The organism is Azospirillum sp. A29, from assembly GCF_042604625.1.
In the GTDB taxonomy this organism is placed as follows: Bacteria; Pseudomonadota; Alphaproteobacteria; order Azospirillales; family Azospirillaceae; genus Azospirillum; species Azospirillum palustre.
The window spans coordinates 2153136-2177393 of record NZ_CP170466.1; the positions used below are offsets into that span (position 1 = coordinate 2153136).

Below are 24258 nucleotides of genomic sequence, written 5' to 3' on the forward strand. Positions count from 1 at the left end.
GGCAATCGATCTGGAAGCTGATCAGCGCCGCTGGCGGCGCCGGTCGCGGACACGGATCGGAATCGGTTTGGGGGTCGGCATCGTGGCGATCAGACCGGCCAACGCTGCAGCCGTCGCCACCGCACCACCCAGCAGAACGAGATCCATCATAGGCCCTCCACCATCGAGATCCCCGCGTTCACCCACATGGTGAAGCAGATGGTTACAACATGGTAGCGAAAAGAGTGACTGACAACATCTCCGCCACTGCGGTCGCCCCTAGGTCACACCGGTAGGGGACACCCGAGGCGGCGTCCGGGCCTTGATCCAAATCACGGGTTGGGCCGTTATTGGTCGAAAGGACAGAGCGCCGTCTTTTCCAGATGGGAAGGGACGGCGCTTTTGTCGAATCCCCGCCCTTCGACGGAGCCCCGCCCCGATGTCCGACAGCAGCCTTCAGCAACGCGCCCCCCGCCGGCGCAAATCCCTGCTCCGCGGCGCTTTGATGCTGAACGGGACATCGGTCGTCGTGACGGCGCTGCTGTTCGTCCTGCTGCTGTCGCTGGTGGCGCCGCCGATGGGGCTGAACGCGCCCGGCGCACGCATGACGCTGTGGGCGCGGCTGGCGCTGTGGCCGGCGCTGCTGCTGTTCGGCATGGTCGTCGGCGTGATGGCGATGCGCGGCCGCACCCAGGCCTTCGACCCGATCGAGGATCCCGAGTCGCGCGGCCAGCGCGTCTGCCAGCGGGTGCTGGCCAACAGCGTGGAGCAGTCCACCATCTTCGTGCCGGCACTGGCCGCCCTGGTCGCCACCCTGCCGCAGCCCTCGCTGGGGGCCGCGGTGGTGGCGACCGGGCTGTTCGTGCTGGGGCGGCTGCTGTTCTGGGCGGGATATCTGGTGCATCCCTTCGCGCGGGCACCGGGCATGGCGATGACGCTGACCGTCAATCTGATCGTGCTGGGCTGGGCCGTTCTGCTGCAACTGGCCGGGATGCAGCCCGGCTGACGGGCTTTTCCACAGGGGGGGCGCTGGCCGGAGCCGCGGTCTTCGCCAGATGCAGCCAGCGGTTATAGGCCTCCACACTGACCGGCGCCCGGTGCTTCCGCCCGATGCGGACGATCTCCGGCAGGGCCAGCAGCACCTTCAAATCGGTCAGGCGCGGGCCGTTGCGCAGGTTCTTCCAGCTGTTGCCGGCCCAGGATCGGGCCAGCCGCCACGCCATCAGCGAGGCGGGGCAGCGCGCCACCTCGCGGATCAGGTCGTTGCGGTGGTTGTAGAAGCGCTCCATCCCCGGCTTGCGGCCCTTCTCGCTCTTGTCGTGGTAGACCATGATTTCGGGCAAGGCGACGACGCGGTATCCGGCGCCGACCAGCCGCAGGCAGCGGTCCTTCTCCTCGCCCTGGCGGTAGAGTTCGGGCATGTAGAGGCCGACCCGCTCCACGGCGCTGCGCCGCAGCAGATGACCGCAGCCGACATACCAAGGAACGTCGAACGGAGCGGCGCCCTTGGGGAAATAGACCAGCCCGTCGCGCGTCTCGATGTTGCAGGCGACGGCGGCGACCTCCGGATTCTCCTCCAGATAGGCGACGCAGCGGGCCAGCCCGTCGGGATCCTCGAACCAGCTGTCGTCGTCGACCGACAGGATGCAGTCGCCGCTGGTGTTCACGAAACCGAAGTTGCGGGCCAGGATCAGCCCGCCATTGTGCGGCTGGCGGACGTAGCGGACGGTGGGGAACTCCGCCCGCATCATCGCACCGGTGCCGTCGCTGGAGCCGTCGTCGATGACGATGATCTCCATCGGCGGGGTCGTCTGGTTCATCAGCCGGGTCAGCGCGATGCGCAGCTCCGGTCCGCGGTTGTAGGTGGCGATGACGGCGCTGACGCTCAGCGTCATGACGGCCTCCTTCCGACGTAGTTGGGCGGTGCCACCACCGGGCGAAGCGGGTCGTCGTCCAGGATGCCCCAGGCGCGCAGCGCCCGGGTCAGCCCGATCCACAGCAGGATCGGCAGCAGCGAGAAGAAGCCGAACTTCACGATGGTGATGTTGCCATCGCGGAACCATTGCAGGCACAGCGGCAGGAAGGCGCAATAGAACAGCACGGCATAGCGGTTGCGGAACCCGCTGGTCCAGAACCAGCGGTGCAGGCGGCCGAGGATCAGGCCGACCACCACCATGGTGACGACCATGCCGATCCAGCCGGCGCTCATCCAGCCGTCGCCGGGAAGCGAGGTGGTCAGGTTGTAGAAGACGCCATAGTCGTTCAGGTCCACCCATTTCACCGGCGCGCCCACCGGCTTGCCCGGCCACAGCAGGCGGGGGATCGGCTCGGTGAACAGTTGCAGATACTGGGTGAACCAGGTGTAGGTCGCCGACTGCTTCGGTACCACCCACAGGATGTAGGCGAGGAAGTCGAAGTTGGCGAGGTCCTGGCCGGCCAAGGCGTCGAGCGCCCGGCCGCTGCCGCTGCCGCCGTTGAACTTCAACAGGACGGAGGCGGGCGCGTCGCCGGCCAGCACGTCGCGGAAGGCGTCGCGGTTGTTGCCCAGCACGGTGAACAGGCCCATCACCGGGATGGCGGCCAGCACATGCCACAGCCGGAACCATTTGGTGCGGCTGCGGTACAGCATCAGCAGCACCAGCCCGAGGATGCCCATGATGATGGCCCAGCGGCCCCAGCCCAGATAGGCGCGGTAGGCGACGAAGCCGGCGAAGGGGATGAAGGACAGCGGGTGGAAGCGGCAGACCCAGATCAGCCCCAGCGTCAGCGGCAGGCCCATCGAATGGGCCTCTGCGATGTAGCCGGTGGTGTTGGTGTAGATCGGCTGGCCGGTCAGCGGGTCGCGCTCCATCTGCACGTCGCCGGTGCCGTCGAAGCTGGCGCCGCCCTGGCGCTGGACCGCCGAATAGATGGCGAGCGGACCCAGCAGCGCCGCGGTGGTCAGGAAGGCGACGATGTCGACGCGGTCGAAGGTGAAGACCGGCGCCGGCTCGCCGTTCGGGGTCCAGTCGGGCCGGACCAGACCTGCCCAGATGCAGGCGGCGGCGAAGGCGATCAACGCCACCGAACTGACCACCAGCGTCATGACGAACTGCTGCTCACTCGGCCAGAATCCCATGAACAGCCAGACATCGTCGAAATGCTGGGTGTGGACCAGGACCGGCCGCATGACGAAGACCAGGGTGTGGAAGATCAGGTACAGCGTCAACGGATGGAACATCGACGCGCTGCCGGAGCTGAGGTACACCGCGGTCACCAGCACCAGCACCAGGACCTGCGCGATCAGCGCCATTTCGATCATCGGCAAACCGTCCCCGGTTGTAGGCTCCGCCTGGACAGACGGGCACTCCGCAGGCAAACGGGTACGACCGGCCGGTCAGGCTAGGATGAAAAGCCAGCCTATACGTCCCGTCCCGGTCGGGCAGGTGTGCAGAGGGCGTGGCCCCTTCGCACCCGCACACCCCCTTCGCGCTTTTGCCGGTGCCGTTGGCCTGGGTCAGTCTCCCTCCTTCGGCGGCATCTGCCGCTGTCTTGGAGGAGGTTCTCCCATGTTCCGTTCCCATACCCGTCTTCGGAGTGGAGCGGCCCAAATCCTGCCTCGGGTTCTGCTGACTTCAGCGTTTCTGCTGACTGCCGCCGGATGGGGGCCGGCCATGGCGGCGGAAACGACCTTCTACGTCTCGCCCACCGGCAACGACCGCTGGTCGGGACGCCTTGCCCAACCGTCGACCGACGGGCGCGACGGTCCGTTCGCCACACCGGCCCGTGCGCTGGCCGCCGCCAAGGGAAGCGGCCCGGCGACCGTGCGGCTGCATGGCGGCACCTATCGGCTGACGGCCCCGCTGGTGGTCGATGCGTCGCTGCTGGGGCTGCGGCTGGCCGCGGTGGAGGGTGAACAGCCGGTGCTGTCGGGGGGCGAGACGGTCGGCGGCGCGCAGACGGCCAACGGCGTGCTGTCGGCGCCGCTGGCGCGCGATCCGGCGCTGGACGTGTCCATCGGCGGGCAGCGGCTGGATGCGGCGCGCAGCGGCGATTTCGCCCTCGGTGATCCGCGCAGCGGCTGGTTCCCGGCCAAGGCGGTGCAATCCGATCCCAAAAGCCAGGGGAGCAAGCGGCAGATGCGGCTGCCTCCCGGCGTGCTGAAGGCCGGCTGGGCTGGGCCGGGGGTGCGGGCGCAGGCGCTGGACCGCGAACGGCTGTCCGACGACCTGCTGGGGGTGGTGTCGGCCGACCCCGGCGGGCTGCTGAGCTTCGACGGCGACGGGCAGTATCCCTACCGCGACGGCTCCACCGTGAGGCTGCTCGGCCATCCCGATTTCCTGACGCGGCCGGGCGAATTCGCCTGGGACGCCAGGGCGAAGCGCCTGCTGGTCAAGCCGCCGACCGGGCTGAACGCTGCCGGGGCGGACCTCGTGGTGGCGCGGCAGCCGGTGCTGCTGCGGCTGGACAATGCCCGCAACGTGTCGGTCGAGGGGCTGACCTTCACCGACGTACCGTGGGACGGCAACGCGGTGGTGGTGAAGGGCGGCAGCGGGGCCAGGGTCGCCGGCAACCGCTTCGCCCTGGTCGGCACCGCGGTGATGCTGGACGGCGCCAGCCGGACCGAGGTGGCGGGCAACCGGATGGAGCATCTCGGCCGGTCCGGTGTGGTGCTGGCGCCCGGCAGCAGCGACAACCGCATCCTCGCCAACCGCATCAGCGACATCGGCGAGGTGCGCTTCTTCAGCGGCGGCGTGATGGGCGCCGGCATCCGCAACACGCTGATCGCCCACAACGACATACGGCGGTCGGCCCGTTACGGCATCTCGATCAAGAACTGGAACCCGCAGACGGTGAACAGTGACAACACCATCGAGTTCAACCGCATCCGCGACACCGCGCGCCAGACCGCCGACGCCGGCGCCGTCGAGATGCTGGGCCGCAGCGGCAATGACACCCGCAGCTTCATCCGCTTCAACGACATCCGCGATACCGGCGGCCTCGCCACCGACGCGCAGGGGCGCTGGCTGTCCCGCTACAAGGGCTTCGGCATTTATCTGGACGACATGACCAGCGGCGTGACGGTGCAGGGCAACCTGCTGGAGAACACCGGGATGGCGGCGATCTTCCTGCATGGCGGCGACAACAACCGGGTGGCCGACAACATCACGGTGATGAATGACGGCAAGGACCGCTTCCTGCGGCTGGAATGGGTGCCCAGCGCCGGACAGGCCGGGCGGATGCACGGCAATGTCGCCGACGGCAATGTGGTGGCCGGCCCGTCGCCGAAGGAGCAACTCGTCAACAGCCTGTCGGGCGGCGAGTACCGCATCGACAACACCCGGCTGGAGAGTGCCGCTCCCGTTGCGGAGGCGGCCGGTTCCACCAGCGCCGCCAGGGCAGCGGCTCCGCCGGCCAACGCGCCGGCAGGCGGCCGTTTGCTGGACCGGCTGCTGGCGATGAAGGAACTGCCTCTGGACCGCGTCGGCCCGGAGGGGATGCGGTAGGGACGCGAGGCCAGATAGGGAGGTCGCAGGCGCAGTGGACGGGAGACCGCTGACGCCTGCGACTGTACCATAAAGAAAAAGCGCCCTTCCCGGTGGGGAAGGGCGCTTTTTCTCATGTGTTGCAACGATCCCTTACGCGGTCGCCGGACGGGCCAGCGCCGGGGGGATATCGGTCGGTTCCATCACCGGGACGGCCACCGTCGGGGTCTTCCAGGTCAGGCTGTCGAAGGCGCCGCAATGGCCGCACAGGCCGCCCCAGTTGTGGCTGACCGCCCCGCAGGAGCCGCAGGTCCACACCGGATCCTCGGGCGCGTTGGCGGCCTGGGCCAGCCAGTCCTTCGCCGCTTCCTCGTCATGGCGCTCGCCGCGGTCCAGTTCGGCCATCAGGTGGTAGGCACGGCGGGTCGGGCCGATCTCCATGGCGCGGTTCAGGTGCTGGCGCGCCTCGCCCCACAGCTGGGCATCGATGGCGGCCTGGGCGACGGCGAGGTGGGACTCGGCCGAATCGGGAGCCTGACGCACCAGCTTCTGGAACAGACGCACACGGGTCAGCGCGTCGTAGCTGGAAACGATGGTCCGGTAGATGTCGGCCAGTTCCGGATGCGGCGCGTGGCGCCACGCCCGCTCGACCACCTTGGCGGCCGGCTTCAGCCGGTCGGCGGCGACCTGGAGACGGGCCAGACGCACGGCGGCGGGGGCGAAGCCCGGCATCATGTCGTGTGCCGCCTGGGCATGCGACAGGGCGGCGTCGGCGCGGCCGCGGCGCTCCGCCTCGAAGCTGCGCTCCAGCAGCAGGACGGCCCGGTGGCGGCGGCCCTCCTCGGTCGGGATGGCCCCGGTCTGGATCGCCTGCTGCAACGTGCCCTCGGCGGCAGCCCAGTCGCCGGCCTGCGCCTCCAGGTCATAGAGCGTGCTGAGCAGCCAGGGCGTGTTGGGCTGGAGGCCGCGGGCCTTGCGGGCGAGGTTCAGCGCCTCCACCCGGTCGCCCGACTTGATCGCCTGGGTCAGCAGCCCGCGCATGCCGAGGAAGGCGGTTTCCGGCCGCTCCAGCATCGCTTCGAAATACTGACGGGCGGCGCGCTCGTCGCCCTGCAGCTGGGCGGCCTGAGCCGACAGCAGCATGGTCAGCGGCGGCTCGTTCAGCAGGCCGTCGGCCTTGCGCGCCATCTTGCGCGCCGTCGGCGCGTCGCCGGCGGCGATGGCGACCATGCCCTGGGTCAGGGCGCGGTAGCCGCGTTCGCGGCGGCGGGCCCGGCTGTGGCGGCGCAGGCGCTGCGGCGTGCGGATCATGCCGCGGAGCAGGCGGTAGCCCAGCGCCGCGATACCCAGCGCCACCAGCGTGACCAGCAGGGCGACCCAGAAGGGCGCCTCGACGGCGTAGCCCAGCCAATGGACGCTGACGGTGCCGGGACGGTCGGCGAGCCAGATCGCGGCTGCGATGACCACCGCGACCTTGAGGAGGAACCAGAGGGCGCGGATCATTGGGCCGTCCCCTTCCCGCCGGCGGCGGTGGTCATCAGGGCGATGGCGCGGTCGTTCAGCTGGCGCGCGGCCTGATCGGCGGCCACGCGCGCCTTGGCGTCGGCCAGCCACGGCGCGGCGGCCTGGGCGGCCGGACCCTGGAGGGTCAACAGCTCTTCCACCGCCTTGGCCAGATTGCCGGCGGCAAGAGCGGCCTCGGCACGGGCGACGACGGCGTCGGCGGTGGTTCCGACCACCCCGCCGCCCTCACGGCGCACGGTGACCAGGGTGGACAGCTTGCCGACCGCCGAGTCGATCCAGCTGTTGCCCTCGCCGCGGATTTCAGCGCGGACGATCTCGCCGGCCAGCGGCTGGAAACGGTCGGTCAGCTGGGCGCGGGTCGGGATGCCCTTGGCGGCATAGGGTGCCACGGCGTCGAGCGGCTGGGTCACGCCCGCATCGGCGATGTTGAGCGCACGGACGGCCTGGAGGTCCTGCTGAAACGGCTGCCCGCCCGACAGGGAGGCGCGCAGCTGACCGGCGGCCAGCACCAGCGCCTGGGCGGCGGTGGCGGCGTCCTGCCGCTCGCTGACGGCCTGGTTGACGCTGGTGACCTGCTGCTTCAGAGAATCGACCTCGCCACGCAGCTCCTGCGCGGCCTGGGCGTTGCCGGAGGCGGCGGTGACCTTCTGCTCCAGGGCGGCGAGGCGGTCTGCCAGCGCCTTCTGGGCTTCGGCGGCGCTGGTGGCGGCACCGGTGTCCGGGGTGGCGGCCGGGCGCTTCTCCAGCGCATCGATCCGCTGGGTCAGTGCGGAGACGTCGACGCTTGCGCTGCCGTTGCCGGCGACAGCGGCCGGGCGCTGCTCCAGCTTGCCGACGCGGTCGGCCAGCTGCTGGATCTGCGACCGCAGCGCCGGATCGGCTGGGGCGGCGCCGGAGGCGGCGGGCGGCGGGGATGCCGGCCAGCCGGGCAGGGCCGGACCCCACCAGGGCTCCGACAGGGCGGCGGCGCCGACGAGCAGGGCCACCACCGACAGGGCGGTGGCGAAACCGCCGCCGGAGCGCGGCTCCTCGATGTAGGACGGGGTCGGGGCGATGGTCGGACGCACCGGCTCGGCATCGGCGCTGCGGCTGTAGCCCGCGCTGCCGGTGGTGCCGGACGGCGTCCAGCTGGTGGTCGAAGAGGTCGTCTTCGTCCCGCCCGACTTGATGGACTCCGACTTGATGGCGTCGGCCTTCGCGTCCTCGGCCTTCTCCGCGTCGCTCTTCGGCAGGTCACCCAGGCTGTCGGTGGCGCCGATGGGCGTGGCCGGCGGGATCAGGGCGTCGGCGGATTGCAGCTCGGTCACCGCGCCGACGGTCGCGCCGGGGGCCGGGGTGTCGGCGCCGGAAATGGTGCCGGGGATGGTGTCGGCCGGGGAGGCGGCCGGGATCGGTTCGACCACCGGAACCACGTCGATCGTGGTGACGGACGCAGCGGCGGGCGGGATAATGATGGCGGCCGCGGAGGCATCCGTCGGACGGTCCTCGCTGGGGGTCGCCGCGTCCAGGTCGGCGTCGTCCAGCTTGATGCGGTGCTTGGCGGCGGCGGCGCGCAGGTCGGCATGGCGCGCCAGCGGGATGGCGCCGCGCTTCTTCCAGCCCTGGACCGTCGTCACCGGGGTGTCCAGCTTGTGGGCCATCGGGCGGATGCCGCCGAAACGTTCGACGATGCGGTCGACCGCCGCATTGCCGGTGCTGGCGCCGTCGCCGTCACGGTCGGTGCCGGGGCGTTCGGAGCCTGGACGAGAGGTCATGGGCTGTACCTTCGGTTCGCTGTTGTTCGTTGTAACGTCACAGCCCCCTGACCGGTCCCCCTCGTCCCCCGTAGGGCTGACCCGACCATCCGGAAGCACCGGAGGCGTAAGCCGTACGGCCGGACCGCGCCGGGGTTACCCGGCGACCGGCAACAGATCGAGCAGGGAGTCCTGCTCCGGCCGAGCCGCCACCCGTACGCTTCGCCACGGCATCGCTCCCTGTTCGCCGTACGCACGGGCAGCCTCCGCGACCGCGGGGCTGAGGCAGAACGCATCGACCGTACGACAACAGTCGACCAAGCCCGCCTCGGCGAGCAGCCTAACAAAGGATGCCGCGGTTCGGGGAGAGAAAAACAACACGCCGTCGAGTGCGGACGTACGCAAAAATGTCGCGGTATCGTCCGAGAGGGTTAGCGCGGGTACGGCATCGTACATCACGCTGCGGCGCAGCGTGAAGCCGGCCGCCGCCAGCAGGCCGGCAAGGTCGCCCGCCACCTTGCTTCCCGCCACATGCAGGAGTGCCCCAGCGGCCGGATCGCGCATCGCGCGCACCCGCTCGGCCAGCGCGTACACATCGCCCGATGCGCTGTCGACTTGGTCGAAGCCGGCCGCCCGCGCCGCCCGCGCCGTGGCGTCTCCGACGGCTTGCACCGGACGGTCGCGCCGGCTCGTACGTTTGGCGTATGCGCGTACGCCGTTTGCGCTGGTGAACAGCAGCGCTTGTACGTCCGAAAGGTCGGGTTCCGGCCCGTCGAGCCAGACCATCGACAGCATCGGCTCCACCGCCGCCGCATGGCCGAGCGATTCCAGCCGACGGACCAGCGGCTCGGCATCCTCGGCCGGGCGGGTCACCAGCAGGCGCGTACGGGTGGAGCGGAGGGATGGGTCGGTCTGCTTTTCCGTCATGCGGAAAACCTGGCCGGAGCGAAGGATCAGTGGGGTGAGGCGACGAAGAAATCGGGCGGCAGCTGCGCCCGGATCTCGGCGCCGGCATCGCTGCCGAGCGACTCGGCATCGGCCGACCGGCCGCGGCGTTCGGTCCGGAAGATGATGCTCCCGTCATGCGACAGCACCTTGGCACGCAGATGCAGCCTGTCGCCGTCCAGCATCGCCAGCGCGGCGATGGGCGTGCGGCAGGAGCCGTCCAGCGCGGCCAGCAGAGCGCGCTCCGCCGTGACGCGGACCATGGTCTCCGCACAGTTCAGCGGGGCCAGCAGCGCGCGGGTGGCGTCGTCGTCGCTGCGGATCTCGATGCCGATGGCGCCCTGGGCCACCGCCGGCAGCATGGTTTCCGGTTCCAGCACCGCGGTGATGCGGTCGGTCAGGCCGAGGCGGCGCAGCCCGGCCAGCGCCAGCAGGGTGGCGTCGACCTCGCCGGCGTCCAGCTTGGACAGGCGGGTCTGCACATTGCCGCGCAGCGGGAAGATTTTCAGGTCGGGGCGCAGTTCCAGGACCTGGGCCTGACGGCGCAGGCCGGCGGTGCCGACTACGGCGCCGGCCGGCAGATCGGCAAGACCGCCGCCGGAGCGGGAGAAGAAGGCGTCGCGCGGATCCTCGCGCGGCAGCAGGGTGGCGATCTCCAGCCCGTCGGGAAGCTGGGTTGGCACGTCCTTCATCGAATGGACGGCAAGGTCGGCGCGGCCGTCGAACAGCGCCTCCTCCAGTTCCTTGGTGAACAGGCCCTTGCCGCCCGCCTCCGCCAGGGTGCGGTCGAGGATGCGGTCGCCGGTGGTCTTGAAGACGACGATCTCGATGGCGCCGGGCGCGGCGAGATGGGGATGCGCGGCGATCAGGCGGTCGCGGGTTTCATGGGCCTGCGCCAGCGCCAGCGGGCTGCCGCGCGTCCCGATACGGAGCGGGTGGGTCGTCATAGGGCGTGTTCTAGGGGATCCGCACAGCTTTGCAAGGATTCGTCTGCCCTCCATACGTAAGATTGAGGCGGATCAAATTTGCGGATCAAATGTCAGGCGCGCCGCCCGCAACTCCATCCTGTACCCGGACCGCCAAGGCGGCTAATTTGGCGCCATGATCGTTCTTGGAATCGAAACGAGCTGCGACGAGACGGCCGCCGCAATCGTCACCGACGCGCGCGAAATCCGCGCCGACGTCGTGCTGTCGCAGCTGGACGACCACACGCCCTATGGCGGCGTCGTCCCGGAAATCGCCGCCCGTGCCCATCTCGAGCATCTGGACGGGTTGATCCGCCGCGCCATGAGCGAGGCCGGGATCGGCTTCGGCGACCTGGATGCGGTGGCGGCCACCGGCGGGCCGGGGCTGATCGGCGGCGTCATCGTCGGCGTGATGACCGCCAAGGCCATCGCCGCGGCGCGCGGGCTGCCCTTCGTCGCTGTCAATCATCTGGAAGGCCACGCGTTGACCGCGCGGCTGACCGACAATGTCGCCTTTCCCTACCTGCTGCTGCTGGTCTCGGGCGGCCATTGCCAGCTTCTGGCGGTGGAGGGGGTGGGGCGCTATCGCCGGCTCGGCACCACCATCGACGATGCGGTCGGCGAGGCATTCGACAAGACTGCCAAGCTGCTGGGGCTGGGCTATCCCGGCGGGCCGCTGGTGGAAAAGGCGGCGGCGCGCGCCACCGACCCGGCGCGCTTCGAGTTGCCGCGGCCGATGCTGGGGCGTCCGGGCTGCGATTTCTCCTTCTCCGGGCTGAAGACCGCGGTGCGGCGTCATGTGGAGGAGTTGGGCGGCATGGCGGGCGGCGTGCTGTCGGATGCGGATCGCGACGATCTCGCCGCCGCCTTCCAGGCGACGGTGGCGGAGGTGCTGGCCGACCGCTGCGCCCGCGCCATCCGCCGCTTCAAGGAGGACCATCCGCAGGGCGGCGCCCTGGTGGTCGCCGGCGGCGTGGCGGCCAACAAGGCTATCCGCAGCCGCCTGTCGACGCTGGCGGAGACGCATCGCATGCCGTTCGTCGCCCCGCCGCTGCGCCTGTGCACCGACAATGCGGCGATGATCGCCTGGGCCGGCATCGAGCGCTTCCGCATGGGCGAGAGCGATCCGTTGAACTTCGCCCCCCGTCCGCGCTGGCCGCTGGACCCGAACGCCGCGCCGGTGATCGGGCGTGCAGGCGTGGGGGCGGGGGTGAAGGCGTGACGAATGTGCGCATACCCCTCTGTTTCTTACGCGTGAGTGAAGATCGATGAGTGCCTTGCCCCCCTCCCCCCTCAACCGCATCGGCGTCGTCGGTGGCGGCGCCTGGGGTACTGCGCTGGCGCTTGCGGCGTTGCGGGCCGGGCGGGAGACCTTGTTGTGGGCGCGCGAGCCGGCGGTGGTGGAGGCGATGAGCATCCGCCGCGAGAACCGCGATTATCTTCCCGGCGTGCCGCTGCCGGATGCGCTGCGGGTCACCGGCGATCTGGCCGATCTCGGCGACTGCGACGCGGTGCTGCTGGTGTCGCCGGCCCAGCATGCGCGCAGCGTCACCGCGCGGATGGCGCCGGTTCTGAAGCCGGGGGCGCCTGTCGTCGTTTGTGCCAAGGGGATCGAGCTGGACAGCCACGCGCTGATGAGCGAGGCGGTGGCGGCATCGCTGCCGGTCGGCAATCCGGTGGCGATCCTGTCCGGTCCGACCTTCGCGGCGGAAGTGGCGCGCGGGCTGCCGACGGCGGTGACGCTGGCCTGTGCCGACCATGATCTGGGCACGGCGCTGGTCGCGGCGCTGGGCAGCCGCACCTTCCGGCCCTACCGCTCGGACGATGTCGTCGGCTCGCAGATCGGCGGGGCGGTGAAGAATGTGCTGGCCATCGCCTGCGGCGTGGTCGAGGGGCGGCGGCTCGGCGACAATGCGCGGGCGGCGCTGATCACCCGCGGGCTGGCGGAGATCACCCGGCTGGCGCTGGCGCTCGGCGGCCGGGCGGAGACGCTGATGGGGTTGTCGGGGCTGGGCGACCTGACGCTGACTTGCTCCAGCCTGCAATCGCGCAACATGTCGCTGGGGGCGGCTCTGGGCGAAGGCAAGGCGCTGGCCGAGATCCTAGCCGTCCGCCGGTCGGTGGCCGAGGGCGTCTATACCGCCGCCGCGGTGGTCGGGCTGGCGGCCAGGCTGGGCGTCGACATGCCGATCTGCGCCGCCGTCGATGCCATCCTGAACCGCGGCGCCGGGCTGGACGAGACCATCGACGGGCTGCTGTCGCGGCCATTCCGCGGGGAAGGCGTTTAAGGGACGGGCTGATCTGCGGTCGTCATGGTCGCGTACTGTACCGCGGAGCACCCGGCCGGTCGGGTGCCGCCAGGGGAGAACGGGGAATGACGGCACGGCGACGGTTCGCGCGTTGGTCCACAAGTTGGTCTACAAGGATGATCGCCCCGGTGACGCTGCTGGCGCTGGCCGCCATGGGATCGGCCGCGGGAACTGCTACGGCCGGGGAACTCCGCGCGACCGTCCGCAACGTCAAGCCCAATCAGGGCAAGGTGATGGTCGCGCTGTTCGACAGCGCCGAGGCGCAGAAGGCGAAGGCGCCGCGCGCCGGCTATTTCGCCGCGGCGCTGGGGACCGAGGTGCAGGTGGTGTTTCCGGACCTGCCGGCCGGGCGCTACGGGCTGATCGCCTTCCAGGATCTCGACAACAATGGGGAGATGGCCACCGGCCTGTTCGGCATCCCGGCCGAGCCGCACGGGTTCAGCCGTTCCGCCCGTGGCAGCTTCGGTCCGCCGGGCTTCGACGACTATGCCGTTGCGGTCGGAGCCGCGGGCGTCGCGACGACGGAGATCCGGCTGGTCGAGTGACGGGCCGGCGGTAGCGTCCTCACACCTGCGCCACCAGGAACAGCCACTTGGTCGGGATCAAGGCGCCGCCGCTGGAATGTTCGGGATAGGCCGTCTCCAGCCGGCGGCGGTAGGCGGCAAGGAAGCCGTCGAGTTCGGGGCCGGCCAGCCGGTCCATCACCGGAACCAACGCCGACTGGTGCAGCCACTGCAGAAGCGGCACGTCGCCGTCGAGCGCGTGGAAATATTCGGTTTCCCACAGGTCGATCACGGCGCCCTGGGGAGCCAGCCAGTCATAATAGTCCTGCGCGCCATAGCTGGGGTTTTCCGTCCGCTCCGCCGCGGGCCAGGCATCGTGCAGCCGGTCCGACCAGGGGCCGTCGGCGGCGGTTTCCAGCAGCAGGCGGTGGGCGATCTGGGCCTGCGGACGGGGCAGGGCGACGGCCAAGACGCCGCCGGGGCCGAGCGATTGCAGCAGGTCGGGGAACAGCCGTTCGTGGCCGGCCACATGGTGGAGCCCGCCGGCGGAGATGACGAGGTCCACCGGCCAGTGCGGGCGCCATTCGCCGAGATCGGCCTGCTGGTAGCGTACGCGCGACGGCGTGTCGGCGGCCCAGCGCAGCATCGCCGGGGACTGGTCGACCGCCAGAACGTCGGCCTGTGGCCAGCGCGCCGCCAGCAGCCGGGACAGCTGTCCGGCTCCGCAGGCGAGATCGACGATTGTGCGCGGCGTCGAAGAGAAGGGAAGCGCCGCCGTCAAATCCATGACGGGACGGCGGCGCAGGACATCGATGGTCGCGAAGGCGTTGGGGTCCGCCGTTGTTGCCCATGTCATAGAGCATGTCATGTGGCACCCGCTTCGTTGGGCGGCTGCCCCCCGGGTGGTTCACCCGGCCTTCGCGTTACCGGTCGCTTGGCGCGACGGTCAGTGGGCGGAGCCCAGACGGTCGAAATAGCGGCCGATCGACGCGAAGATGAAGAGCACGCAGCCGAGGAAAACGATCAGGCCGCCGGCCGCGAAGGCTTCGTCCGCCGCGCGCGAGGAGGCGAGCAGCCCGACGAAGGCCATGATGCCGGCGAGGATGGGGTTGATCCAGAAGGAGAAGGCTTTCACGTCGCGGAGTCCTTTCAGAACAAGGCGTTGGCGGTGGGGAAGCGCCCGCCTCCCGCCCCGCCGGGCTGCTCGCGAACGCTTCGGCTTTGAAGGAATTCTGCGGGACGAACCCGGCAGAATCAATGCGACACAAACGACTTGTGCGCTGCAACGGCTACCGCACCGGTGTCCGCATTGCATTGCGGTATGTCAAGGGCGAAGGCCGTTCCGGCGGCGTCGCTTTCCACCAGCCGCAGCTCCCCGCCATGGGCGCGCAGCACCTCCCGCGCGATGGCGAGGCCAAGGCCTACTCCGCCGGCCCGCGCCGATCCGGCGAAGGGCTGGAACAGGTTCTCCCGCGCCCGCGGCGCAAGTCCGGGGCCGTTGTCCGCGACGGTCAGGGTCAGCCGGTCCGCCTGCCCGGCCTGGATCGAGATGCTCACCCGGTCGGCGCCGGCCTGCACCGCGTTGCGGCCGAGATTGACCAGAGCACGGCGAAGCTGGGCGGCATCGACCTGCGCCAGCGTGCCGGCGGGGACCTCGTTGACCCAGTCCGCCTCCACCCGGCCGCCGTCGGGCCGGGCGGTGGCGAGAACCTCGGCACCGACCTCCTCCACCAGCCGGCGCAGGTCCGTACCCGCGGGAGAGAGCGGCAGGACGCCGTCGCGGGTAAAGGACAGGGTCTGGCTGCACAGCTCCACCGCCCGGTCGAGCGAGGCGACCAGCCGCGGCGTCACCCGCCGCACCTCCGGATCGGCGCTTTCGGTCAGCCGCTCCGACAGGAGGGAGGCGGTGGACAGGATGCCGCGCAGGTCGTGGTTGATCTTCGCCACCGCGGTGCCCAGCGTGGCGAGCCGCTCGCGCTGGCGCAGGGCGGCGCGCACCGTGCCCTGCATGGCTGCCAGCTCGCGCTCCGCCACCCCGATCTCGTCGGCGCGTGTGCCGGGCACCAGCGGCGGGGCGCCGTCGGGGTCACGGCGGAAGGCGACCACCTCGGCGGTCAGGCGCCGCATCGGCCGCACCAGCAGGGCATGCAGCGTGACATAGACCAGGATCGCCGCGATCAGCGAGATGGCGACCGACACCGCCAGGATGCGGCGCGAGAAGTCGAGCATGGCATCGATCAGCGGCCGCTCGTCCATCGTCACCTCGACGCGCTGGGCCGGGTCGTTGGGCGACCGGTCGATCACCCGGATCACCCGGTTGCGCTGCGGCCCCACGGCTCCCTCCAGGGCTCCCCCCAGGGCGCCTTCAAGGGCGAGCCACAGGGCGTTGCCGGCATCGACGAACTGCATGCCCATGCCGGTGCCGCGCAGGTCGTACACCGCATCGGCCTGCGGCGGCATCGGACGCGACAGCATGTAGACGCGGGCGCCCGGCTGGATCAGGTCGATGACGTGGGTACCGGTGTAGGCCAGCAGCTTGGCCTGCAATTCCTTCGTTACCATCAGGTCGGGGGCGGCCTCCACCGATAGGGCCGCGATGTGGGCAACGGCCAGCCGCTCCTCCAGGTAGCTCATCCGGAAGCGCGCGATGGAGGGAGCATAGATCAGCACCTCCGCCAGCAGCACGAACAGGATGGTGAGCAGCAGAAGCTTGGCCGACAGGCTGGTCGCGACGGTGGGGCGGGGCATGGTGGCTCGCAGTGTGCCGGATGCACCGGCGGAGAGGGCGCGTGACCTTACGCGCCGGACAGTCATCCACTACACTAAGCGACCGTCAACGGCTCGGATGTCGGAAGGCGGCGGAACCGGAGGACATGCGATGCGGAGCTTTCTGAAATACGAAGCGGTGGTCGCCATGGAGCGCAATGCGGCGCTGACCGCGGTCGCCGACGCGTTGGGGACAGCCGGCGGCTGGATCGTCGACCACACGCTCTTCTCTGACATTATGGCGACCGTCCGTTTCGCGCTGCCGGGTGACCGGGCCGGAATGTTCGAAACCGCGCTGGCCGATGCCGGCCTGATGGTGGAACTGGCCGCGGGGACTGCCGGTGCGGAGGAGGTGAACGGGGCGATCACCCTGACCTTCACCCGTGGAACCGGCGATCTGCGCCGGGACGTTCCCGCTTTTTCCTGACGCCCTCATTCCTGCCGGCGCAAACTTGTCCTCTGGCGTTACCGCTTTGGCGTTGGTAAGACAGGCGCCATGAGCGACCTTGCCCGTCACATCGACACCCTGTCGCGCGCCAACGTGCTGTGCCTTGGCGACGTGATGCTTGACCGTTTCGTCTATGGTTCGGTGGACCGGGTGTCGCCGGAGGCGCCGATTCCCGTCCTGCGCGTTGACCGCGAAGTGCCCAAGCTGGGTGGCGCCGGCAATGTCGCAGCCAATCTGGTGGCGCTGGAGGCGGACTGCCGCTTCGTCTCGGTGGTCGGGCGCGACGGCGTCGGCACCGATCTGCTGGCCCTGCTGCGGCGCGAGGGCGTCAGCGACGGCGCCATCGTGATGGAGGACGGGCGCCAGACCACGGTGAAGACCCGCTTCATCGCCGGTCAGCAGCAGCTTCTGCGCACCGACATCGAGACGGTGGTCCCGATCACCGTGGCCGACCGCGTGCTGGAGCGGGTGCGCGACCTGCTGCCCGAGGTGGGCGGCGTCATTCTGTCCGACTATGGCAAGGGCGTGCTGACCGACGATCTGGTGGTGGCGGTGATCGCTGCCGCGCGGCAGGCCGGGCGCACCGTGGTGGTCGATCCGAAGGGGCGCGACTACCGCCGCTATCGCGGGGCCGACATCGTCACGCCGAACCGCAAGGAGCTGATGGAGTCCACCGGCCTGCCGGCGCGCACCGACGAGGAGGTGATCGCCGCCGCCCGCCACCTGATCACCACCTGCGGCATCGGCGCTGTCGTCGCCACCCGCAGCGAGCAGGGCATGTCGGTGGTGACCGCCGAGGATGCCGTGCATCTGCCGGCCGAGGCGCGCGAGGTGTTCGACGTGTCCGGCGCCGGCGACACCGTGGTGGCGACGCTGACCGCCGCGCTGTCGGTGGGGATCGATCTGGTCGATTCGGCGCGGCTTGCCAATCTGGCGGCCGGCATCGTGGTGGGCAAGGTCGGCACGGCGGTGGTCCGCTCGGCCGAACTGCTGTCCGGCCTGCACGAGCAGCAGTGGCGCCATGGCGAGGAAAAGGTGCTGACCCGCGACGCCGCAGCAGAACGGGCGGAGCGCTGGCGGCTGCGCGGCAAGCGGGTCGGCTTCACCAACGGCTGCTTCGATTTGCTGCACCCCGGCCATATCGCGCTGCTGAAGCAGGCCCGCGCCGCCTGCGACGTGCTGGTGGTCGGGCTGAACAGCGATGCGTCGGTGAAGCGGCTGAAGGGCGAAAGCCGGCCGGTCCAGAACGAGACGGCGCGCGCCACGGTTCTGGCGTCGCTGGGCTGCGTCGATCTGGTGGTGATCTTCGGCGAGGACACGCCGGAGACGCTGATCCACGCCCTGCGCCCCGACGTGCTGATCAAGGGAGCCGACTACACCATCGCGACGGTGGTGGGGGCGGATTTCGTCCAGAGCTATGGCGGAAAAGTGGTGCTGGCCGAACTGGTCCAGGGACAGAGCACGACCAACACCATCAAGCGCATGAAGGGGTGAGACAACTGGGCGCGCATGGCGGACCAGCGTCGTTTGTCGCTTGTAACCTTCCGATGCATGCCCTATCTGTGAGTGGTCGACGTTGCTCTGGGCTTTGCTATTCTGATCCGTCACACGGATTTGGGTCTCTTCCCCGAAGTGAAATTGATGCATCTGCGCAAACTCGCGCAGTGCAACGCCAGGAAGGGAACTGACCCATGGCTATCGGTACCGTCAAGTTTTTCAATTCGACCAAGGGCTTTGGCTTCATTCAGCCGGAAGACGGCACGGCCGACGTGTTCGTCCACATCTCGGCTGTCGAGCGCGCTGGCATCAGCAACCTCGGTGAAGGCCAGAAGCTGTCCTTCGACGCGATCCGCGATCCGCGCCGCGGCAAGGTTGCGGCTGAGAACCTGCGCGCGCTCTGAGCGCAGCAGGTTCGAAGAGAAAGGGCGGCTTCGGCCGCCTTTTTTTGTACCGGAATTCGGGAGCGCCGCAGCCGGGACCGCTTGTCTCTGGCGCCGCATCGCCATTTTTGGCGGCTTGTGCCCGGTACGGGATTTGTTCGATGGCCTGCCTCGTGGGCATGGCCGACCTCACGAAATGGATGGATATGAACGGTTTTAAGAATGCAGGGCTTTCCGAGCGTCTGGCCACCGCGGCCGGCGCGAAAAAGGCACTGTTGGAAAAGTTCAAGGCGCAGCCCGGTGTGAACGATCCGGTCTTTGCCGAGCGCGAAGAGGCCCGGCGGGCCATCCGCGTCGCCCGCGAGGCCCGCGAGGCTGAACGCAATGCCGCCCGCGATGCCCGCAAGGCCGCCGAACAAGAAGCGTTGAAGGCCGAACAGGCCGAGCAGGCCGCCCGCGAGGCGCTGGCGGTTCAGGAGCTTGCCGAGCAGGCCAAGCGTCAGGTGGCGACCGCAGCGGAAGCGAAAGCCGCCCGCGATGCCCGTTACGCTGCACGCAAGGCCAGGAGCCGCTGAGGCGGATCGCAGGACGTCGGCAAGCGATGCGACCCGCGGCGCCGATTGTCCAGCACAGCAATGGCCTCCCATGCGTTCGATCCGAACCGCATGGGAGGCCATTGCTTTTTGGGGTCGGCTCCGGGGGGGCGTTTCCCGGAGCCGCGAGTGCCTCGGGATTACATCTTCTTCTGGACGTTGTCTGCGCCGCGCTCGATGGCGCGGCCGCCAGCCTGCACATCCTGGCCGGCGCCCTCGACGGTGTTGCAGGCGGCCAGCGTGGTGCCCAGCAGGGTGCCCAGGACGGCGAGCAGGGCGAACTTCTTGATGGTGGTCATGGCGGTGGTCTCCGTTGCGGTGGCGCTGTGATGCCGATTTGAACGCAAGCGGGGCCGTAAAGGTTTCCGGAATCGGAAGGAGAGGGGCCTTGCGCAAAAGGGGTGCCCTTCGCTTCCATGCCGGAATGGACTACATTGGCACTGTTCCCGAACGCCATCGTCCGGATCGGAGACCGCCATGCCGCTCGGCCGCCGCTTCACCCCGCTGACGACCGTCGAGGAATTCCTGGCGATGGAGTTCCGGGACGACGCCCGGTATGAACTCGTCGATGGCGGGATCGTCGGGCAGGCGCATCCAAGCCCGGCACACAGCACCCTGCAGATCGCCTTGGGCGCCGCTTTGCGCGATGCGTTGCGGGAGAAGGGCAAGAGGGATGGAAGCCGTTGCCGTGCCATGTCGGAAGCCGGCGTCCGTCCGCATTTCGACCCGACGCACAATTACCGGGTCGCCGACCTTGCCGTGACCTGCGAGCCCTTCGACCCGGAAATCCCCTACACCACCGCCCCGGTGCTGCTGGTGGAGATCCTGTCGCCGACGGAGGAGAAGGCGCAGCGTGCCAAGCTGCATGCCTATGCCGCCATGCCGTCGGTGCGCGAGATACTGTTCCTCGACTCCCGGACCATCCGGGCGGAACTGCACCGCCGCGATTCGGACAATCTCTGGCCCGCCGCACCCGAGGTGCTGGAGGAGGAGGGGAGGCTGGTGCTGGAGACCGCCGGCCTCGAAATCCCGCTGGCGGAGCTTTACCGCGACCTCGGGTTCTGACCGCCGTCCATTGGGCAACCCTGCCTCCAGAGACGAAGTGTCCCGTTGCCACGGGGCGTGAGCGCGGGCATAAATCGCCCCGCGGATGATCCCGCGCGCCCTCCCCGCTGGATGGGACGGCTTTTGGCAACGAGCAAGAATGGCGAAAGGAAAGCCTCTCATGGCTGAAAGCACTTTTGACGTCGTTGTGATCGGCGGCGGCCCCGGCGGGTATGTCTGCGCGATCCGCGCGGCGCAGCTCGGCTTCAAGGTCGCCTGCGTCGAGAAGCGGGGGACGCTGGGCGGCACCTGCCTGAACGTCGGCTGCATCCCGTCCAAGGCTCTGCTGGCGGCGTCGGAGAAGTTCGAGGAAGCGGCCCACGGCCTCGCCAAGTTCGGCATCAAGGTCGGCGGCGTCGAACTCGACCTGCCGGGCATGCAGGCCCACAAGGACAAGGTCGTCAAGGACAATGTCACCGGCATTGAGTTCCTGTTCAAGAAGAACAAGATCGCCTGGCTGAAGGGTGCCGGCAAGATCACCGCCGCCAACACCGTCGAGGTCGAGGGCGTCGGCGCCATCACCGCGTCGAAGGCGATCGTCATCGCCACCGGTTCGGACGTGACCCCGCTGCCGGGCATCGCTATCGACGAGAAGCGCGTGGTGTCCTCCACCGGCGCCCTGTCGCTGCCGGAGGTGCCGAAGCATCTGGTCGTCATCGGCGGCGGCGTGATCGGGCTGGAGCTGGGCTCGGTCTGGGGCCGCCTGGGCGCCAAGGTGACGGTGGTCGAATATCTCGACCGCGTGCTGCCGACCATGGACAACGAGCTGTCCAAGCAGGCCCAGCGCATCTTCGCCAAGCAGGGCATGGACTTCAAGCTCAGCACCAAGGTGACCGGCGCGTCCGTGACCGAGACCGGCGTGACCCTGACGGTCGAGCCCGCTGCCGGCGGTGCCGCGCAGACCATCGAGGCCGACACCGTGCTGGTCGCCATCGGCCGCCGCCCCTACACCGAAGGCCTCGGCCTGGAGGCGGTGGGCGTCGAGCTGGAGCGCGGCCGCGTCAAGATCGACGGCCATTTCCAGACCAACGTGCCGGGCATCTACGCCATCGGCGACGTGGTCGAAGGCCCGATGCTGGCCCACAAGGCCGAGGAAGAGGGCGTCGCCCTGGCCGAGCAGCTGGCCGGCCAGAAGAGCCACGTCAACCACGACCTGGTTCCCGGCGTCGTCTACACCTGGCCGGAAGTCGCCGCCGTCGGCAAGACCGAGGAACAGCTGAAGGCCGCGGGCGTCGCCTACAAGGCCGGCAAGTTCCCGTTCACCGCCAACGGCCGCGCGCGTGCCGGCGGCAACACCGACGGCTTCGTGAAGATCCTGTCGGATGCCGCCACCGATCAGGTGCTGGGTGTCCACATGATCGGCCCGAACGTGTCGGAGATGATCGGCGAGCTGGTGCTGGCCATGGAGTTCAGCGCGTCCGCCGAAGACGTCGCCCGCACCTGTCACGCCCACCCGACCCTGTCGGAAGCTGTCAAGGAAGCGGCACTGGCGGTGGACGGCCGTCCGCTGCACATCTGATCCCAGGCACATCCGATCTGCGGTCCGCAAGGCCCGCAACGACGAAAGGCTCCCCCGCTGTCTGGCGGGGGAGCCTTTTTTTGCATTGGCGTTCGTGCTGTCCGTCACGCCCGCCGGTCAGGCGGCGCGGATCGTAGACAGGAAGCCGTTCACGGCGCTGCGCAGGCGCCCGGCATCGTTGGCGAGCTGGCCGGAAACCGACAGGACGTTCTCGGCGGAATGGCCGGCCTCGACGGCGGCGCTGCGGACGTCGGCGATGGTCTTCGTCACCTCCTGGGTGCCGCTGGCGGCCTGCTGGACGTTGCGGGCGATCTCGGCGGTGGCGGAGCCCTGTTCCTCCACCGCAGCGGCGATGGCGGTGGAGATCTCGTCGATCTGGGCGATGATGCCGCCGATGCCCCTGATGGCGCCGGCGGTCTCGCCGGTGACCCGTTGCATGCCGGTGACGTGGCCGGCGATCTCCTCGGTCGCGCGGGCCGTCTGGCTGGCGAGGCTCTTCACCTCCTGCGCCACCACGGCGAAGCCCTTGCCGGCTTCCCCGGCGCGGGCGGCTTCGATGGTGGCGTTGAGTGCCAGCAGGTTGGTCTGGCTGGCGATGTCCTGGATCAGCTGCACCACGGTGCCGATCTTCTCCGCCGCCTCCGTCAGGCTCAGGACCTGGCCGTTGGCCTGCTGGGCCGCCTCCACCGCCTCGCGGGCGATCTGGGCGGAACGGTTGACGCTCTCGCCGATCTCCTGGATCGAGGCCGACAGCTCCTCCGTGGCGCTGGCGACGGTCTGCACGTTGCTGCTGGCATCCTGGGAGGCGTTGGCGACCACGCCGGCCTGCTGGCTGGTCTGGGTCGCGGTGGCGGTCATCGTCTGGGCGGTGCCGGTCATCGACTGGGCGGCACGGTCGACGCCATCCACCACGTTCATCACCTGGGCTTCCAGAGTGTCGGCCAGCTGCAGCATGGCCTTGCGGCGCTCGGCATCGGCCTTGGCCTGATCTTCGGCCCGCTGGTCGATCATCCGCTTCAGCTCGGCCATCATCTTGCGCAGGGCCTCGGCCAGCGCGCCGACCTCGTCGGACTGCCGAATGTCCAGCGTCTGGTCGAAGCGGCCGGCGGCGATGCCCTCGGCGAAGGTGACGCTGGCGCGGATCGGCCGGGCGACGCCGCCGGCGACCACCCACATCACCGCGACGGCACCGAGCGCGACCAGGGCGCCGACGGCGACCTGCCAGAGGATGTTGGAATTGGCCCGCTCCCCCAGCGCCAAGGACAGCGCCATGCCGTCGGCCAGCACGATGTCCTTCGGCACCTGGACCAGCACGGCCCACGGCTTCTCGGTGTTGCCGAGCGTGATGGGAGCGAAGGCGCGCAGCATGTTGGTGGAGGCTTCGATGTCGACATGCGGCTTGCCCGCCTGGACGTTCGCCAGATCGGCCTGCCAGGAGGCGTCGAAGGTGGAGATCGACTGGCCGATCAGGTCGGGCCGGGCGCTGTGGGCGACGATCAGACCCATGTTGCTGATGATGACCACCTGGCTGCGGCCGTTGAACACCGCGGCGCTGACCTTCGTCGACAGCTGCTGGACGAAGTCGAGGTTGAAGTCGGCGCCGGCCACGCCGCGGAACTTGCCGCCGATGACCACCGGAACCGACAGGGTCGCCAGGAACACCTGCTTGCCCTGCACGATGTAGGGCAGGGGGTCGAGCACGCTTTCCCGCCCGGTCTCCTGCGGGCCGATGTACCAGCCGCCCTTCATCACGCCGTTGGGGTGACGGTCGCGGCTGTCGTACTCGACCAGCGGCTGCATGGCGATGCGGCCGTTCTGGTCGCGGTTCCAGTAGGGGATGAAGCGGCCGGTGGCGTCGGTGCCGGTCTCGCGGCGGCCCCTGAACTCCTCGTCCCGGCCATCGAGCGTGTCGGGCTCCCAGGCCGAATAGGTGCCGTTGAACAGCGGGTTGCGCTTCAGCACCGACAGCAGCACGCCGTTGAAGGCCTCACGCCGCCGGTCCGGCGGGACATTGCCGGGCGCCCCGTCGTCGGCGAGGCTGGAGAAGCCGCTTGCCATCGTCCGCGCGGCATTCAGCGCGGTGTCGAATTCCGACCGCAGCAGTCCGGCCTGGGTGGCCGCGAGGTTTTGCAGGGACTCCGTCGTCTTGCTTTCGATGATCCGTTCGACGTTCCCGGTGACGAATTCGTTGCTGGAGCGCGTCGACAGGATGGCGAAGCCGACGAGCACGGCGACGGTGCCTGCCAGGCAGAAGCCCGACAGCATCGCAATCTTCGATTGGATGGATTTCGTCTGCATAAAGTCTTCCCCCGTCATCGGCGCGTGAATGGGGAGAACTGTCGATCTTCAAAATTAACGACAGATTAACGAGAATTAAGGGTCTAAATCTCATCTGTGATCCTTAAGTATTATCTCCGAGTTATTCTCTAAGATAATTTAAAGAATTTGGCGGAGGATGTTTAAAAGCCTTGGAAGAAATTTTATTTCAATCAAGGGATTCTATCGTGAGCATCGGGGTTCAGCTG

The 24258-nt window shown here is 69.2% G+C and carries 23 protein-coding genes; 11 read left to right on the plus strand and 12 right to left on the minus strand.

All coding sequences use genetic code 11. From position 1 onward, the window contains the following. Window positions 1–21: 21 nt before the first annotated feature. On the minus strand, window positions 22–150 hold the full coding sequence (locus ABNQ38_RS25220) for a hypothetical protein (protein ID WP_256379242.1): 129 nt from the start codon (window positions 148–150) through the stop codon (window positions 22–24). Window positions 151–418: 268 nt separating this feature from the next. On the opposite strand from ABNQ38_RS25220, the gene ABNQ38_RS25225 reads away from it, so the two are divergent. Continuing rightward, on the plus strand, window positions 419–985 hold the full coding sequence (locus ABNQ38_RS25225) for an MAPEG family protein (protein WP_377808603.1): 567 nt from the start codon (window positions 419–421) through the stop codon (window positions 983–985). Here the strand turns inward: ABNQ38_RS25225 and ABNQ38_RS25230 are convergent. Continuing rightward, on the minus strand, window positions 924–1874 hold the full coding sequence (locus ABNQ38_RS25230) for a glycosyltransferase family 2 protein (RefSeq protein ID WP_377808604.1): 951 nt from the start codon (window positions 1872–1874) through the stop codon (window positions 924–926). The genes ABNQ38_RS25225 and ABNQ38_RS25230 overlap by 62 nt on opposite strands. Beyond that, window positions 1871–3280 (minus strand): hypothetical protein, encoded by a 1410-nt coding sequence (locus ABNQ38_RS25235; RefSeq protein WP_376957413.1) that lies wholly within the window; start codon window positions 3278–3280, stop codon window positions 1871–1873. Before ABNQ38_RS25235 ends, ABNQ38_RS25230 begins: the two co-directional genes overlap by 4 nt. A gap of 352 nt (window positions 3281–3632) precedes the next feature. Between ABNQ38_RS25235 and ABNQ38_RS25240 the strand changes: the two genes are divergently transcribed. Further along, a complete protein-coding gene (locus tag ABNQ38_RS25240; RefSeq protein WP_377808605.1) occupies window positions 3633–5465 on the plus strand; it encodes a right-handed parallel beta-helix repeat-containing protein in 1833 nt (610 codons plus the stop codon). 132 nt (window positions 5466–5597) lie between these two features. Here ABNQ38_RS25240 and ABNQ38_RS25245 read toward each other — a convergent pair whose 3' ends face one another. The 4 genes from ABNQ38_RS25245 to hemC all read right to left on the minus strand — a co-directional run bounded on the left by ABNQ38_RS25245 (window position 5598) and on the right by hemC (window position 10593). Further along, on the minus strand, window positions 5598–6947 hold the full coding sequence (locus ABNQ38_RS25245; RefSeq protein ID WP_377808606.1) for a heme biosynthesis protein HemY: 1350 nt from the start codon (window positions 6945–6947) through the stop codon (window positions 5598–5600). After that, window positions 6944–8722 (minus strand): COG4223 family protein, encoded by a 1779-nt coding sequence (locus tag ABNQ38_RS25250; RefSeq protein WP_377808607.1) that lies wholly within the window; start codon window positions 8720–8722, stop codon window positions 6944–6946. Before ABNQ38_RS25250 ends, ABNQ38_RS25245 begins: the two co-directional genes overlap by 4 nt. Before the next feature lie 135 nt (window positions 8723–8857). Continuing rightward, window positions 8858–9628 carry a uroporphyrinogen-III synthase gene (locus ABNQ38_RS25255; RefSeq protein WP_377808608.1) on the minus strand — a complete coding sequence of 257 codons (771 nt, stop codon included), beginning with the start codon at window positions 9626–9628 and terminating at the stop codon, window positions 8858–8860. A 26-nt stretch (window positions 9629–9654) separates the two neighbouring features. Further along, window positions 9655–10593 (minus strand): hydroxymethylbilane synthase, encoded by a 939-nt coding sequence (hemC, locus tag ABNQ38_RS25260; RefSeq protein WP_377808609.1) that lies wholly within the window; start codon window positions 10591–10593, stop codon window positions 9655–9657. 154 nt (window positions 10594–10747) lie between these two features. On the opposite strand from hemC, the gene tsaD reads away from it, so the two are divergent. The 3 genes from tsaD (at window position 10748) to ABNQ38_RS25275 (ending at window position 13465) form a co-directional block, all read left to right on the plus strand. Continuing rightward, window positions 10748–11833: a tRNA (adenosine(37)-N6)-threonylcarbamoyltransferase complex transferase subunit TsaD gene (gene tsaD / locus ABNQ38_RS25265; protein ID WP_377808610.1), complete on the plus strand. Its 1086-nt coding sequence runs from the start codon at window positions 10748–10750 to the stop codon at window positions 11831–11833. 46 nt (window positions 11834–11879) lie between these two features. After that, entirely contained in the window at window positions 11880–12899 is a 1020-nt protein-coding gene (locus ABNQ38_RS25270; protein WP_377808611.1) for an NAD(P)H-dependent glycerol-3-phosphate dehydrogenase, read from the plus strand. 137 nt (window positions 12900–13036) lie between these two features. Then, on the plus strand, window positions 13037–13465 hold the full coding sequence (locus ABNQ38_RS25275; protein WP_377808612.1) for a DUF2141 domain-containing protein: 429 nt from the start codon (window positions 13037–13039) through the stop codon (window positions 13463–13465). Window positions 13466–13484: 19 nt separating this feature from the next. On the opposite strand, the gene ABNQ38_RS25280 is transcribed toward ABNQ38_RS25275, so the two are convergent. The 3 genes from ABNQ38_RS25280 to ABNQ38_RS25290 all read right to left on the minus strand — a co-directional run bounded on the left by ABNQ38_RS25280 (window position 13485) and on the right by ABNQ38_RS25290 (window position 16171). Then, window positions 13485–14279, minus strand: a complete 795-nt coding sequence (locus ABNQ38_RS25280) for a methyltransferase domain-containing protein (protein WP_377808614.1) — start codon at window positions 14277–14279, stop codon at window positions 13485–13487. A gap of 90 nt (window positions 14280–14369) precedes the next feature. Continuing rightward, a complete protein-coding gene (locus ABNQ38_RS25285) occupies window positions 14370–14558 on the minus strand; it encodes a hypothetical protein (RefSeq protein WP_174471096.1) in 189 nt (62 codons plus the stop codon). Between the two features lie 119 nt (window positions 14559–14677). After that, a complete protein-coding gene (locus tag ABNQ38_RS25290) occupies window positions 14678–16171 on the minus strand; it encodes a sensor histidine kinase (protein WP_377808615.1) in 1494 nt (497 codons plus the stop codon). 130 nt (window positions 16172–16301) lie between these two features. On the opposite strand from ABNQ38_RS25290, the gene ABNQ38_RS25295 reads away from it, so the two are divergent. From ABNQ38_RS25295 to ABNQ38_RS25310, 4 genes are all read left to right on the plus strand, one after another. After that, complete coding sequence (locus ABNQ38_RS25295; protein WP_377808616.1) at window positions 16302–16616, plus strand: hypothetical protein; 315 nt, start codon at window positions 16302–16304, stop codon at window positions 16614–16616. Window positions 16617–16685: 69 nt separating this feature from the next. Further along, on the plus strand, window positions 16686–18131 hold the full coding sequence (gene rfaE1, locus ABNQ38_RS25300; protein ID WP_377808617.1) for a D-glycero-beta-D-manno-heptose-7-phosphate kinase: 1446 nt from the start codon (window positions 16686–16688) through the stop codon (window positions 18129–18131). A 197-nt stretch (window positions 18132–18328) separates the two neighbouring features. After that, window positions 18329–18538 carry a cold-shock protein gene (locus ABNQ38_RS25305; RefSeq protein ID WP_109052004.1) on the plus strand — a complete coding sequence of 70 codons (210 nt, stop codon included), beginning with the start codon at window positions 18329–18331 and terminating at the stop codon, window positions 18536–18538. A gap of 140 nt (window positions 18539–18678) precedes the next feature. Further along, window positions 18679–19092 (plus strand): DUF6481 family protein, encoded by a 414-nt coding sequence (locus ABNQ38_RS25310; protein WP_377808618.1) that lies wholly within the window; start codon window positions 18679–18681, stop codon window positions 19090–19092. Window positions 19093–19250: 158 nt separating this feature from the next. On the opposite strand, the gene ABNQ38_RS25315 is transcribed toward ABNQ38_RS25310, so the two are convergent. After that, on the minus strand, window positions 19251–19409 hold the full coding sequence (locus ABNQ38_RS25315) for an entericidin A/B family lipoprotein (protein WP_042692070.1): 159 nt from the start codon (window positions 19407–19409) through the stop codon (window positions 19251–19253). Window positions 19410–19587: 178 nt separating this feature from the next. Here ABNQ38_RS25315 and ABNQ38_RS25320 point away from each other — a divergent pair, with 178 nt between their 5' ends. Continuing rightward, on the plus strand, window positions 19588–20175 hold the full coding sequence (locus tag ABNQ38_RS25320; RefSeq protein ID WP_377808619.1) for a Uma2 family endonuclease: 588 nt from the start codon (window positions 19588–19590) through the stop codon (window positions 20173–20175). 160 nt (window positions 20176–20335) lie between these two features. Continuing rightward, window positions 20336–21733, plus strand: coding sequence for a dihydrolipoyl dehydrogenase (gene lpdA / locus ABNQ38_RS25325; protein ID WP_377808621.1), 1398 nt, complete (start codon window positions 20336–20338; stop codon window positions 21731–21733). A gap of 117 nt (window positions 21734–21850) precedes the next feature. Here the strand turns inward: lpdA and ABNQ38_RS25330 are convergent, their stop codons facing one another. After that, window positions 21851–24031, minus strand: a complete 2181-nt coding sequence (locus ABNQ38_RS25330) for a methyl-accepting chemotaxis protein (protein ID WP_377808622.1) — start codon at window positions 24029–24031, stop codon at window positions 21851–21853. Between the last annotated feature and the right edge of the window lie 227 nt (window positions 24032–24258).

Excerpts from the sequence above, each read along its gene's own strand:
- ABNQ38_RS25220 (WP_256379242.1), bottom strand. The coding sequence starts at position 150 with ATGATGGATCTCGTTCTGCTGGGTGGTGCGGTGGCGACGGCTGCAGCG.
- ABNQ38_RS25230 (WP_377808604.1), bottom strand. The coding sequence starts at position 1,874 with ATGACGCTGAGCGTCAGCGCCGTCATCGCCACCTACAACCGCGGACCG.
- ABNQ38_RS25280 (WP_377808614.1), bottom strand. The coding sequence starts at position 14,279 with ATGACATGGGCAACAACGGCGGACCCCAACGCCTTCGCGACCATCGAT.
- ABNQ38_RS25320 (WP_377808619.1), top strand. The coding sequence starts at position 19,588 with ATGCCGCTCGGCCGCCGCTTCACCCCGCTGACGACCGTCGAGGAATTC.
- lpdA (WP_377808621.1), top strand. The coding sequence starts at position 20,336 with ATGGCTGAAAGCACTTTTGACGTCGTTGTGATCGGCGGCGGCCCCGGC.
- ABNQ38_RS25290 (WP_377808615.1), bottom strand. The coding sequence starts at position 16,171 with ATGCCCCGCCCCACCGTCGCGACCAGCCTGTCGGCCAAGCTTCTGCTG.
- ABNQ38_RS25295 (WP_377808616.1), top strand. The coding sequence starts at position 16,302 with ATGCGGAGCTTTCTGAAATACGAAGCGGTGGTCGCCATGGAGCGCAAT.
- ABNQ38_RS25225 (WP_377808603.1), top strand. The coding sequence starts at position 419 with ATGTCCGACAGCAGCCTTCAGCAACGCGCCCCCCGCCGGCGCAAATCC.
- ABNQ38_RS25310 (WP_377808618.1), top strand. The coding sequence starts at position 18,679 with ATGGCCTGCCTCGTGGGCATGGCCGACCTCACGAAATGGATGGATATG.
- hemC (WP_377808609.1), bottom strand. The coding sequence starts at position 10,593 with ATGACGACCCACCCGCTCCGTATCGGGACGCGCGGCAGCCCGCTGGCG.
- ABNQ38_RS25240 (WP_377808605.1), top strand. The coding sequence starts at position 3,633 with ATGGCGGCGGAAACGACCTTCTACGTCTCGCCCACCGGCAACGACCGC.
- ABNQ38_RS25255 (WP_377808608.1), bottom strand. The coding sequence starts at position 9,628 with ATGACGGAAAAGCAGACCGACCCATCCCTCCGCTCCACCCGTACGCGC.
- ABNQ38_RS25235 (WP_376957413.1), bottom strand. The coding sequence starts at position 3,280 with ATGATCGAAATGGCGCTGATCGCGCAGGTCCTGGTGCTGGTGCTGGTG.
- ABNQ38_RS25305 (WP_109052004.1), top strand. The coding sequence starts at position 18,329 with ATGGCTATCGGTACCGTCAAGTTTTTCAATTCGACCAAGGGCTTTGGC.
- ABNQ38_RS25275 (WP_377808612.1), top strand. The coding sequence starts at position 13,037 with ATGATCGCCCCGGTGACGCTGCTGGCGCTGGCCGCCATGGGATCGGCC.
- rfaE1 (WP_377808617.1), top strand. The coding sequence starts at position 16,686 with ATGAGCGACCTTGCCCGTCACATCGACACCCTGTCGCGCGCCAACGTG.
- ABNQ38_RS25270 (WP_377808611.1), top strand. The coding sequence starts at position 11,880 with ATGAGTGCCTTGCCCCCCTCCCCCCTCAACCGCATCGGCGTCGTCGGT.
- tsaD (WP_377808610.1), top strand. The coding sequence starts at position 10,748 with ATGATCGTTCTTGGAATCGAAACGAGCTGCGACGAGACGGCCGCCGCA.
- ABNQ38_RS25330 (WP_377808622.1), bottom strand. The coding sequence starts at position 24,031 with ATGCAGACGAAATCCATCCAATCGAAGATTGCGATGCTGTCGGGCTTC.
- ABNQ38_RS25250 (WP_377808607.1), bottom strand. The coding sequence starts at position 8,722 with ATGACCTCTCGTCCAGGCTCCGAACGCCCCGGCACCGACCGTGACGGC.
- ABNQ38_RS25245 (WP_377808606.1), bottom strand. The coding sequence starts at position 6,947 with ATGATCCGCGCCCTCTGGTTCCTCCTCAAGGTCGCGGTGGTCATCGCA.
- ABNQ38_RS25315 (WP_042692070.1), bottom strand. The coding sequence starts at position 19,409 with ATGACCACCATCAAGAAGTTCGCCCTGCTCGCCGTCCTGGGCACCCTG.